The 13,551-nt window shown below is 40.2% G+C and carries 5 protein-coding genes; 2 read left to right on the top strand and 3 right to left on the bottom strand.

Going from position 1 to position 13,551, the window contains the following annotated elements:
- The first annotated feature begins 19 nt into the window (after positions 1 to 19).
- Complete coding sequence (locus HM987_RS07820; protein ID WP_179006751.1) at positions 20 to 2,395, top strand: TonB-dependent receptor; 2,376 nt, start codon at positions 20 to 22, stop codon at positions 2,393 to 2,395.
- A gap of 3 nt (positions 2,396 to 2,398) precedes the next feature.
- Complete coding sequence (locus HM987_RS07815) at positions 2,399 to 3,214, top strand: DUF4249 domain-containing protein (RefSeq protein WP_179006749.1); 816 nt, start codon at positions 2,399 to 2,401, stop codon at positions 3,212 to 3,214.
- A 49-nt stretch (positions 3,215 to 3,263) separates the two neighbouring features.
- On the opposite strand, the gene HM987_RS07810 is transcribed toward HM987_RS07815, so the two are convergent.
- The 3 genes from HM987_RS07810 to HM987_RS07800 form a co-directional block, all read right to left on the bottom strand.
- On the bottom strand, positions 3,264 to 5,138 hold the full coding sequence (locus HM987_RS07810) for an OmpA family protein (protein WP_179006747.1): 1,875 nt from the start codon (positions 5,136 to 5,138) through the stop codon (positions 3,264 to 3,266).
- Between the two features lie 18 nt (positions 5,139 to 5,156).
- Entirely contained in the window at positions 5,157 to 6,092 is a 936-nt protein-coding gene (locus HM987_RS07805) for a PorP/SprF family type IX secretion system membrane protein (protein ID WP_179006746.1), read from the bottom strand.
- Positions 6,093 to 6,210: 118 nt separating this feature from the next.
- Positions 6,211 to 13,452 carry a choice-of-anchor J domain-containing protein gene (locus HM987_RS07800; RefSeq protein ID WP_179006744.1) on the bottom strand — a complete coding sequence of 2,414 codons (7,242 nt, stop codon included), beginning with the start codon at positions 13,450 to 13,452 and terminating at the stop codon, positions 6,211 to 6,213.
- Positions 13,453 to 13,551: the final 99 nt, after the last annotated feature.

Here is a 13,551-nt window from a genome sequence, read left to right as displayed (position 1 = left end):
ACTACAATATTCATCGCATATGAAATTACTTCTTAGAGGTTTTATCCTCTGTTTATTGCTCAATGTATTCGGACTTCAAGCTCAAGACAAATTTACACTTAGCGGCACCATAACCGATATTCTTAGTAATGAAACCCTTATTGGTGTGAACATTATAATCCCAGAATTACAAACAGGAACAGTGACCAATGAATACGGATTCTACTCTATCACCTTACCATCAGGCACTTATGACATACAAATAAGTTATTTAGGTTTTAAAACCATTTCAGAGACCTTAGAACTTAACGATAATGTGACAAAAAACTATAAACTTGAGGAAGCTGCCGAAAGTTTGGATGAAGTTGTTGTGACTGAAGATATCGAAAAACTGAACATTAAAAAACCACAAATGAGCGTGAATTCTTTATCAATTAAAACCATAAAGAATATGCCAGTGGTTTTGGGTGAAGTTGATGTTATAAAATCCATAACATTGTTACCAGGTGTTACCAATGCTGGCGAAGGCTCTTCTGGCTTTAATGTAAGAGGTGGAGCGGCTGACCAAAATTTAATTCTTTTAGATGAAGCCACCATATTTAACTCGTCCCATCTTTTTGGTTTCTTTTCGGTTTTTAATCCAGATGCGATCAAAGACCTTAAACTATATAAAGGCGGAATACCTGCCAAATATGGCGGTCGCGTATCTTCTGTTTTGGATATTTACCAAAAAGAAGGCAATAGCAATACATTTCACATGAATGGTGGCATCGGCTTAATTTCCAGTCGTTTATTAGCTGAAGGTCCTATAGTAAAGGAGAAGGGTTCTTTTTTGGTTGGTGGCCGAAGTAGTTATGCGCACTTGTTCCTGCCACTTTTTGATATTGATAGTAAAGCTTATTTCTACGATTTAAACACTAAACTTAGCTACAATATCAATAAAAACAATAATGTTTACTTATCAGGTTATTTTGGCAGGGATGTCTTTGAAATCTCAGACAGTTTTGAAAACACATTTGGGAATACGGTTATTAATTTTAGGTGGAATCATTTGTTTTCAGATAAATTATTTTCTAATCTATCCTTAATTTATTCCGATTACTATTACGGTTTAAAATTAACTTTTGTTGAATTTGATTGGGAGTCTGGTATAAGAAACTTTAATCTGAAATACGATTTCAAACATTACATCAACAATAATTTTAAACTTGAATATGGACTAAACAGCATTTACTATAAGTTTAATCCTGGTGATATCAATCCGACAACTGAAAGTTCAGGGATCAACCCTTATAAATTAATTGATAAATATGCTTTTGAAAATGCCATATATCTAGATGCTGAGCATAAATTAAGTAACAAGCTTTCTGTAAGTTATGGCGCACGTTTCAGTACGTTTCATCGTTTGGGACAAGATGAATTAAATATTTATGAAAACAATTCTGCTTTAACATTTAATGAAGCCATTGGCATCTATGAAAAAGCAGAACCAATCGGTACAGAAACTTTTAACAGAAGTGATGTCATAGAATCGTTTTCAAATATTGAACCTAGATTGGCAATTGCCTATCAGCTTAACGATAATTCATCGGTTAAGGCCAGTTACAACCGAATGAGCCAATATTTGCATTTATTATCCAATACCAACTCTCCTACGCCTTTAGATGTGTGGACGCCTAGTGGTAAATATGTGAAACCACAATTGTTGGATCAAGTTGCTGTTGGATACTTTAGAACCATTAAAGACAATACATTTTCCTTAGAGGTTGAAAGCTTCTATAAAACCATTAAAAACCGAATCGATTATGTGGATGGTGCCAATTTAATAGCCAATGATGCCATAGAGCAGGTTATCTTGAATGGTGAAGCAAGAGCATACGGATTGGAAGTTCTGTTTAGAAAAAATGAAGGCAGGTTTACAGGTTGGCTGGCATATACGTTGTCTAAGTCCGAACAAAGAACGCCAGGAAGAACTCCCGTGGAAACAGGAATCAGTAATGGCCAATGGTATAATACGGCTTATGACAAAACCCATGATATTTCCTTGACAGGAAGCTATGAGTTGAACAAAAAGTGGTCGTTTAGTTCAAATTTCTTATTTCAAACAGGGCAGCCTACCACCTATCCCAACGGTCAATACGAGTACAATGGCTTGGTAATCCCAAATTACGAAGCCAGAAACTCCAGTAGATTACCGACATATCATCGCTTGGATATTTCTGCAAATTTTAACCCAAAACAAGAGAGTACCAAAGGATTTAAAGGCGAATGGGTGTTTGGAGTTTACAACGTTTATGGTCGTAAAAATGCAGCCAGTATATCCTTTAGGGAAAACAGGGATACTGGAACGAATGAAGCCGTACGTTTAGCCATTTTTGGAATGGTACCTTCAATTTCTTATAATTTTAAATTTTAAATCATGAAAAAATCAATCTATATGCTCCTCGTCTTTTCATTATTTTATACGTGCGAAGATGTCATTGACGTCGACCTTAATGAAGCAGAACCACGGTTAGTTATTGAAGCTTCCATCAACTGGTTAAAAAATACAACAGGAAACCAACAAAGTATAAAATTATCACTGTCAGCGCCATTTTTTGATGATGCTACTCCACCCGCAAATGGAGCTACGGTTCAAATTACAGATACCAACAATAATACGTTTAATTTTATTGAGGAAGCTGATACTGGTATCTATCGAAACAATAATTTCATTCCAGTCATTGATGGTGTCTATAACTTAACTATTAATTACAATGGGGAAATTTATACAGCATCGGAAACCTTGAAGTCAGTAGTTCCAATAGAATTTGTAGAACAGAATAATGAAGGCGGTTTTACAGGTGAGGATATTGAATTAAAAACCTATTTTACAGATCCTCCGGATATCGATAATTTTTATTTCTTTGAATATATAAGTGATATTCCAGTGGTTCCAACTTTAGACGTTTTAGATGATGAATTTATTGATGGCAATCAAATTTTTGCTTATTACACCGAGGAAGATTTAGAATCTGGGGATGAAGTGATCATGCGCCATTTTGGAGTTTCAGAACAATATTATGAATTTATGTTTATTCTTTTACAGCAAGGAAGTGAACAAGGTGGCGGACCATTTGAAACACAACCAGCAACCGTAAGAGGCAATTGCATTAATACAACCAATTCAGATAACTATCCTTTTGGATATTTTAGGCTATCTGAATTTGTTGAATTGGTTTATGTGGTTGATTAGTTAGTTTTTCTGATATCTAAAATTTTTAAGATCGTAACCAAATAAGATATTAGTCCCTAACAATTAAGAACTCCGATCGTCTGTTCTGCGCATCCTCATCTTCCGTGCAATTAGGGCCACAATTTACTTTTGGTGCCGTGGCTCCCATACCCTTTGCAGATAACCTCTGGCCATCGATGCCCTTGGATATCACATACTGCATGGTGGATTGTGCGCGCCTTTCGGACAGCTTTAGGTTGTAATCCGCATTTCCCTTAGAATCCGTATGGGATCTTACCAAAATCTTCATCTCTGGGTGATCCTTCATTATGGCCACCAGTTTATCCAGTTCCATAGCACCTTGGTTAGTGATATTGCTCTTGTTGAACTCAAAGTAGATATTGTTCAGTTTCACTTCGGTTTCCGTGATCATTTCATTTATCGGTTTTAGCTCTATGGCCACTTCAACAGCTTCTCCATCCGATTCCCCAACAGGAACTGAAGTGGTTTCATAGCCTTCCATTGAAACGTTCAGAACATAGTTGTTGTCACAGCCAACGTTAAAGTCGGTCTTACCTTTCATATCGGTTGCCTGTGCCGCTATTTCATTGTTCTGGGCATCTAAAATTGTAACACTTGCTCCAGGAAGTACCGAGTTCGTATCCTTGTCCTTAACAATTGCTATCGTTTCAAACTGGCAAATGGGGATGGCCATGTAAATATTGTCCACTCCAGATCTGTTTGACGAAAAGTAACCGACTTTCAAGGTGTTGTTCACACTAAAAGCAAAGTCGTCCCTCTTAGTGTTTATGACGTTTCCCAGGTTTTCAGCGGATTCATCAGTGTTCATGTCATATTTGAAAATATCGAGCCCTCCGAACCCTTGCCTTCCGCTTGATGCGAAATATAGAATATTGTCCTCGCTGATATACGGAAACCCTTCCTTGCCGGATGTGTTGACCTTGGGCCCCAAATTTTCCGGTTCGCCATATGTATTTCCGCTCACCCTTACTTTCCAGATATCCGTGCCCCCAAGTCCTCCTGGCATGTTGGACGCAAAATAGAGGGTCTTGCCGTCACTGCTCAAACTTGGATGGCTTACCGTATAATCCTTGCTGTTTATGGGCAGGGCCTCTATATTTCCCCATTTCCCATCAACCATCGTGGCTTTATAGATGCCTTGCTGTGCTAGTTTCACTCGGTTGTTCTTTATCTTTTTGAACGTGCCGTCCGAATGGCCGTCCCGGGAAAAATACATCGTTTTCCCATCTGCGCTGATGGTTATGGGACCGTCGTGGTAAATGGTGTTCAACTCTTCCACGCCTTCAGGTTCTGACAGCGCTCCCTCATCGTTCCTAATGGACCTATAAATATCCAGATAGGGCTGGTTCGTCCAGGCATCTTCTTTGCCTGAGGTCTTTCTTGTACTTACAAAATACAGGATGTTGTCATTGGAGAGAACCGCTCCAAAATCGCTTTGTCCCTCGTCATTGATCGCTATGTTCTCAACAGTGAACGTTTTGGTGATATCGGCCAATTTGGGGATGTAATTCGGGTTTCCCAAGTGGGCCTTGGCACGGATATCATCTGGGCTCATTCTTGAAAAGGCGTCCATTTGCGCATTGGCCGCTTCATAATCCCCTTGCGACTTCAGCACCTGTGCATAACGGTAATGGGTCTCGGCATCCTGGTTGTTCTCCAAGGCCTTTTTGTACCATTTTGAGGCTTCGCCAATGTTGAACACGTTGTAATAACTGTCCGCCAATTGCCTGTAAACATACGCGTCCGCACTGTTATCCTCTACAAGCTTTAGGTATGCTTCTATGGCATCCACATACTGATAGCCATCGTAGAGCTGGTCTGCCTTTTCTGTTTGCTTATTCTGTCCGAAGCTTGAAGTCGTTATGACCAGGACCAAGCTCAAGAGACGATATATTTTTTTCATTTTTAAACGTTTAAAAGATTAGAAAAATCGAGGTGAAATGGATACTTTTTTAGACGGACTTAGATCGAACAACAACATGATCTCATGGGATCCGGATGATCTCACATTAAGGTCCGAGGTTGTATAGTCATAGGCATAGCCTATCCTAATGTCCGGCGTGACCGCAAAATTTGCCATGGCACCGACCGAATCCTCCAAGCGGTAGGTGGCGCCGACCTCCAGTTTATCATAGAATAAAAAATTGGCAGAGAGGTCCAGCGATGTCGGTGCATCAAAGGCCGACTTCAATAAAAACGACGGTTTGAATTTTGTGCTGCCCGCTAGGTCGAACACATAACCCGCGGAAAGGAAATAGTGCAGCACCTCTGAACCGTAACTGAATTCCTGTCCGTTATTGGTCACGTCCAGATGGGTGCCCTTTAACATGTTGGGCACGGATAGGGACAGGTAATATTTGTCCGTGTAATAAAATGCACCGGCCCCAAAATTCAGATAGGTGTTCGTTGTATTTTCACTGAAGGCCTCGTCCCCTGCATCTGGTACAAAACCATTTCCTATATCGCTGAACAGGCCTATGTCATGGAACGTGGCGCCTGCCTTTAGGCCAAATGCCAACTTATGCTCGCCTCCCAAATTGAGCGTATATGAAAAATCCGCGAACACATTGTTTTCCTCAACAGGCCCGATCCTATCGGAAATCACCGATAATCCCAGACCGACGTTGCTACCAATTGGGCTATGGACCGACAGTGTCGCTGTCTTTGGTGCGTCGGTAATACCGACCCATTGCGATCTGTACAACAGGCCGATGGACAACGCTTCTTTCGAGCCCGCGTATGCCGGGTTTACAACGTTCATGTTGTACATGTACTGCGTATACTGAGGGTCTTGCTGCGCATGGGCACCTACCGAGACCAGGAGTGCGAAAACGGTTGTGAAATATAGTTTTTTCATTTGAATATATCTATTGGTTGTCAAGGGCTAAACGGAATAGCCGTAATTCAGTTCGACTATTTCAGCTTAGACCAAGATGTTTTTGACTCTATTTAATTTGCTATGGTTTCGCCAGTGCTTAATGCGCCCTGTTTATGTAAACCCAACCAGTTTCCCCGTTTCCGTCTTCCTTTTCAATACTGTAGAAATAGGTGCCGTCCGGTAGTTCCTTGCCATCATTGGTCTGTCCGTACCATTGATCGGTATAGCTACCGCTATAATTGAACACTTCCCGACCGTAACGGTTGAAAATGATCAGTGATCTTACGCCATATCCCGTAAGGTCGAACGTATCGTTCTTGTTGTTCCCGTCCGGCGAAATGCCCTGTGGTATGGTGCCGCATGCCAAACGTTCGGAGGTGTAGGCCGTTGTGATTGAACAACCGCCGAAATCCACCGTTACCGAGAATTGCAACGGTGCCGATGCATTAGGGTTTAAGTCCGCATAGTCCGTGACATTGAACACTTCAGAATTCTGACCAACGGTAGTCCCGTTGGCATCCTTCCAGGTATACGTGGCTTCCTCGGTCTCGAACGAATTGTTGACCGGCGATGCGGTAAGTATGTAATCCGCGCCGTCGCATCCGCCCTGCACGCCCACTTCAATGGCATCCAAAATGGTAATGTTGAACGTGCCCGTTGCCGCTTCGACACAATTTGAAACATTTTCCGCAACCGTATAGGTCACGTCATAATTGCCCAATGTACTTGAAGCCACATCGATTTCCCCTGTATTCCCGTTGATGGACAGGCCGTTGTCGGATGAAAACAGGCCTCCAGTCGTAAAGCCTGTAGCCAGTTCTGGAAGAATGGTATTACTATCCGCACAATATATATCTTCGGCATAAGTGAACGCTGTAACAGGACTTGTACTTGCTGTAATCTCTATAGTTGCGGTAAACATACCTGAACCGGAACATGCTGTGGCATCTGCTTCAACGTTGTAAGTAACGTCATGGCTACCGGCCGTAGCGGAAGATAGGTCAACGACTCCCGTTGCGGCATCCACCGTTAATGTTGAGGAACTAAATGTACCTCCTGTTGTAAAGTTGTTCGCCAGTGATGGTGTAATGGTCTCTGAAGAGAGTACACAGTAAGCCGTGGTTCCGTAGTCAAATACGGTTACTGGCACCGATGCGGCCGTAAACGTTATAGTTACCATAAACGATCCTGCAGACGTACAAGTCTCTTCATTGCCGTCAAAAGTATAGGTTACGTCATGTTGCCCTGCTGATGCCGAGGCCATATCAATGACGCCTGTTGTAGCATCTACAGTTAGGGTCGTTGATGAGAATGTGCCTCCTGTTTCAAAGCCGTCGCTTAAAATTGGGGTTGGGTTTTCTGTGGCTACCGCACAGGTATCTTCATAACTGAATGTCAGTTCCGGTGTAAACGATTCACTCACCGTGACCACGATTTCCGCCCTTGGCCCTTCGCAACCTTCGGTGTCAACATAAGCTGCGTAATACGATGTTGTACTGACCACTGAGGTATCAGGTGTCGGTCCCGTTTCGCTTCCTGTGCCGCCTGATGCCTGTGTGAACCACATCAGATCGTAAAGGTCCGAGGTCGACGCTGAGAGTTGCTCCGCCGTATCCCCTAAACAATACTCAACTGGACTGGTCACTTCTGGTGTCTCAGCGATGCCGTTGTAGGTGATCTCGATATCATAGGCACAATAAGAAGTTTGCCATGTAAATGTGTAAACGCCTGGTTGAATAAAATTGGTAATCATTGCGTTGTTGGTATCTGCACCAGTAATCAATACATCACCTGGATTAGAATCACTTGGAACCCAAGTACCAAAACCATTTGCCTGAACATTAGCATTTGTATTATCGCAATCTACCGTAAATGATTCTGTAATAATTTCATTATTGGGAAGAAAGCTTACAGCATCCAAAATATTACCAATATCATTATCATTACCGGCTCTAAAAATAAATCGTGTCGCATTTTGACCAACAGGAATTTGGTATTCACCGGACACAAGTGTCCAAGCTTGAACTTCAGCTAAGTTTTCATCAACCAAGGTATAAGGTCCACCTGGTGGTCCAGCAAAGAGTTGAACTATATTACCTTCAGACCTCCCTAGATGTGCAAAACTATAATCGAACAAAGTTGTTTCTGAGGTATCAAAGTCTTTATAATAGCCTCGTATATCTTCTGGATCGTTTGGATCTGCAGGGTCGTCTATATCGCCCAATAGCTGTACACATTGACTACCCTCATAAGGTTCAAATCCTGGAGCACCTAAACCTTCCCAAATAAAGATGGCACCATCCTCGCCCCATGTTGTTAGATTTGTACGCCAACCTGGAACCACTTCCATGGTAACAATTGAAGATACTCCACCTATAAAATTCAATGCAGGTGTTTCAAAACCACCGTTGACAGTATCTACTGAGCACAATTCTTGAGGTGTCTTAATACATACGTTAAATCTATACATACTAGAATCTGGCGTGTTTAAGGATAGTCTCAATTTATAGTTATCACCAACAACTAATTCTGAAGAATACATAGTAACCATAATTTTGTCATAGGTACATGCTATTTCCTCAAGAGTCACACCAGTGTCTCTATAAAGTGTCATGGCAATATTTGGAAAACGTGGTGCACCATCAAAATAGTAGAACTCGCCTGTAAAGCCATTAACTTCAATAATATGTACTAGGGATTCTGCTGTAAAGTCAAACCAAACATCACCGTTGTTAGCTCCATCACATGATAGGCTTTCTGAAGAAATCGTTGCTCCAATAAACGATACTTCAGTTGCTGATATCTCGCAGACATTATCAGCATTTATTGGAAGTGTAATAGCATTGCTAACATCGTCATTTCTGACGAATTCAAAAGGACCAGACCAGAAGCTTTCATCACCTGTACCGCAAACGGATCTAACAAAATACTCGTAAGTCGCTGCAAAAGGATCATTAAAATCAGAAGCTGTCGGTGTATAAGAATTTGTTGACACTATGGTCCCTGACTGTGGTAAAGTGCCATTCCCAATTTGCTGAATAGCCACTTCCCATTGTGTTTCGCTTCCTCCAGGAAGCCAAGACATCACATTAGTGTCACTAATAGTTAAATCTGTTGGTTGTGGACATGCAATTGTTCCACAAAGCGCTGTGCCCTCGTAAACCGTTGTTTTAAGTGGGATGTTAAATGGACTGTCGTAAACCGTAACGCCTAAACCATCTCTAATTTCAAATTTATAACTCTCATACTGGCTTTGAGCACTTCCTAACGTTTCGAAGAATACTGAAAACTCAACACCTGAACATAAAAAAACAGTGAATTCTTCGGCCTGTTCCCCATTAAAAGGTAATGACTGTACGACTTGATTATTTTGAGTAATGTCAAGGGAGGCTGATATGGCAAAGTCACTTGTAAGTATAAAAGTATATTGACATAAGTTTTCAAAACTACATTTGGTCGTGAGCTCTTTTGGCCCTGTCCATTCGCTCTGCGAATTGTCACATATTGCCCGAATATATATGTCATACGCTGTTGAGGCTGTCAATCCGGTAATTGAAAATGGATTGGTTGTAGCATTATACAAATAACTTGGATCGGTATCGCCAACAGGAGCAGGCGTTCCAGCTGGTTGGACTGAAATCTCCCAAGCTGTTTCAGAACCGTTAGTGTCCCAACCCACTTGTACCTGAGTATCCGTAATATTATTAAAGCTGATATTTGTGGGTTCTGAACATTCAGGAATATCTTCAATATTTACATTGTCTATAAAAAGAGCCACACCTCGAATACCTGAAGGATCTGGAGGAAAAAAGGGCGCGTGGAATGCTATGTTGACATCTCCACTAATACCTGTTGGAAAGTTTATGATTCTTACTTTGTATTCCTCATTATTAATGATCACTGGATCGTCGTCAGAATCATATAAAACAGTTGTGAATTCACTTAACCCAGTTCCGTTAGTAGAAAGCAGAACTTCTAAATCCTCAATGTAAAAGCTATATGCTGCTCTATAGTAATATCGTAAACGTTGATTTTCTGTAATTGTAATTGTTGGAGAAATTAACCAATCATCGCTATTACCGTTAGTCGTTGTTGCAATAGCAGCAGATTGATCCCCTTCAAAAGGAAATATAGCACTGTTAAGTTCCCAAATAAAAACATCGCCGTTATTATTTACTGTTTGCCAACAACTTTCGGACGGAGAACCTATGTTAAACGTTTCAACAAAAGGCGTTGTAAATGCGGTACACAAAGTTCTAAATGTTATTGGGCCAACCCACTCGCTAGTTTCAGAATTACAATCTGCCCTAACATAAAATTCGTACTCCGTATCTGGTAATAAATCTGTTGCTGTATAATTTGTTACCATCACTGCTTCTCCTGTTCCCGTAGGCGCACCAGAACCAACAGGCTGCACAACGATATTCCAATCTGTCTCTTCAAAGCCTAGAGACCAAGATAAATCAGCTGTTGTAGCGGTAGTAGTATCTACCATTAAATTAGATGGATTAGGACAGGGAGGTGCATCGTTAATACTAACATCATCAATACTAATATTTGACCAAGGCCCTGTGAATTCCGGTGGTACTCTAAACGCAAAATAAACAGGTCCGTTACCTTCAACAATTATCGATTTTTCTATAAAAGCGCTATTGGTATATATTTCGAGAGGCGATATCACAGAAAAACTGCCTGGATTAGTGTTTGTGGTTGACATCAGCACTTCTAAACCAAAACGTGTGGCGCTAGCAAAAAGTGAAAAGTCGGCCCTAACTTTAAATTTTAACTCTTTTTGACCAATTAAATTAATTTGAGGTGAAATTAAATAATCATTAAAACTTGTTGGTGGGTTAAAAGATGCTGTTGATATAAACGCAAGGGTTTCGTTGATAGTCCATGTAATATTATCATTATTAACATTATTGATTTCCCAACAAAATTTTTGGGTATCTGCATCTTCGTCATTAAAACTTTCAAAAAATGGTGTGTCATAAGAATCACATAAGGTTGTAAACGGAACAGGACCAACCCATTCACTTTGATCATCCTCAGCACAATAAGCCCTCACATAAAATTCATATCGTCTACCAGATTCTAAACCCGTGGCTATGTATGGCGCATTATTTGTGACTAAAAGACCATTTGTTGTTGGTTCACCAGAATCCAAATCCTGTATAACTAATTCCCATTGGGTTTCGTCATCACCTGCAGTCCAAAACAACCATGCTGAATTGGTGGTAATTTGTGATGCAAGAACAAATGGATTCAACGGATCAGGACAGGATGGTTTATCTTCAATATATACATCATCAATAGATACTCTTAATGCCGTCTCTGTTGTATTAGGTTCAACAATCCAAGCCACATTAACTTCTCCTGTAATGCCTTCGGGCAAATCAACAATATATTCTTGAAAACTTGTATTATTAATGGTGATTGGTGATAAAACGACTGTTGTAAAATCGTCGTAGCCAACTCCTGTTGTAGATAGTTTTATGGTATAAGTTGAAGAACCTTGCGTAGAGCTATGCTTGTAACGTAAACGTTTTGGTGTCCCATCGAAATTTATACGCGGAGAAACATAATAATCATTATTCTGAAATCTTGCGAGTGATGTTCTAACCGTTGCCCATCCACCGATAAAATTCCAGCTATTATCATCGCCATTGGCATCGATGGTTGTCCAACATGGTTCTGGGTTTTCGTTAGTGGCGTTATTGAAATCTGTAAAATAAGGGGTATCGAATGTACTGCATTGTGTTGTAAATGTAATTGGATTGCTCCAAATACCAGGTACACCAGAACAAATAGACCTTACGTATAAATCGTATGTGGTTGCTGTTATCAATCCGTTAATACTGTTATCCAAATTGGTAGTGGTGGTGGTTCCAGAACCTATTGGCTCTCCAGTCCCTGTTGGAACGGCAACATATTCCCAAGAATCTGAAAAACCTCCAACATTATCCCAAGAATAAGAAACACTATTTTCGGTTAAATTATTAAATGTAAAATCCGCTGGTGGCGCACAAGTTGGGCTTGAAATTTCCAATTCAAAACAAATTCCAGCACCAGATGTGAAAAATGATGAGACAACAATAACATAGGTTTGCCCAGCTTCGACCAACAAGTTATTTATTGATTTTGGCTCAAAACCATTTGTAGTATTTAAACCTGCAATACAATTAACACCAACTGCTGCACAACTTTCATAAACAAGAACCGAACTTTGTGGATTATAACAGTTGTTATTTTCATTACCACCATCAAAAGTAGTTTGGGTGATGGTCACCAACCCATCTTCAGTAGGTGTATAAGTTAAAAACACTTTATCACCACTTAAATAATTTTGATTATCAGTAGTAGACAAGCAATTTGAGCCTTGTGTGGTATAACTTTCATTTGGATTGACCCAATTTGCTAAATTATCTGCTAATACATAAGGTGTAGCTGTTACATCTGGAACGATAATTGGTGCATCACAAGACAAACCAAACTTTAAAGTTTCAAACGTGTAAGGTCCCGTGAAGGCACTTTGCGTTTCATTATCGCAAATTGCAGAAATATAAATATCGAATTCAGTGTCTTCATCTAAATTAGATAATGTATAGGAAGTTCCTGAAACAGGAATTCCACTATCGGCAGGAACTCCGCCTGTTGGTAAGATCTGTATTTCAAAATTTGTGGCTGTAGGATGCGACCATGTCACCTCTGCTCCATCTACTGTGATATCATCAACTGAAACGTTATTGTCGTCAATTTCTATACACCCTTCTAAAATAGATATGTCGTCAACAAACCATTCATCTCCAGTTGGAGTTGCGCCATTTTGGGTGTTTACCGCGACAAAGGCAATATATATTTCCAATCCGGCAGGAATGGATGTTGGTAATTCTATAACTTTCTGTTCATAATCAGTTTGCAATCCGACATTTAGATTGGTCTCTGTATAAGATTGTACGGTGATATTAAAACCATTGATATCTGGTTGTGCCGCTGTGGAAAGTCTGATTTCATATTGTGCGCCATTGTCTGCTTCATTAGATTGTTTGGTGTAGAATTGAATTTCCCCATTTTCTGGAACCGTAAATTGCGGTGTTACTAAAAAATACTGTGCTGTATTTTGATCTCCAATATTATCAGCACTTGGATTTATTGAAGTCCCATTTGTACCCAAATAGCCATCAGTTGTTGTGGTCCAACTTTGGACCGCATTACTATTTCCAAAAAGTGTCCAAGTCGCTGGAATACCAGTATCAAAATTTTCAGATAATTGTGCAAAACTTTTACCTGAAAAAAGTAACAAGACTAAAAAAAGTAGAGTGTAACTTACTTTTCCCATTAACTTCACTTTGAAAGTCTTGGAACAAGAAAAAACTTTAGAGAACAAAGAATTATGACTTGTTAGAATGAATTGAACCATATTGCCCATAGTGTTATA

This window comes from Winogradskyella forsetii, assembly GCF_013394595.1.
Classification (GTDB): domain Bacteria; phylum Bacteroidota; class Bacteroidia; order Flavobacteriales; family Flavobacteriaceae; genus Winogradskyella; species Winogradskyella forsetii.
The sequence above is the reverse complement of the archived record's forward strand: the minus strand, read 5'-3'. Positions and strand labels throughout refer to the sequence as shown.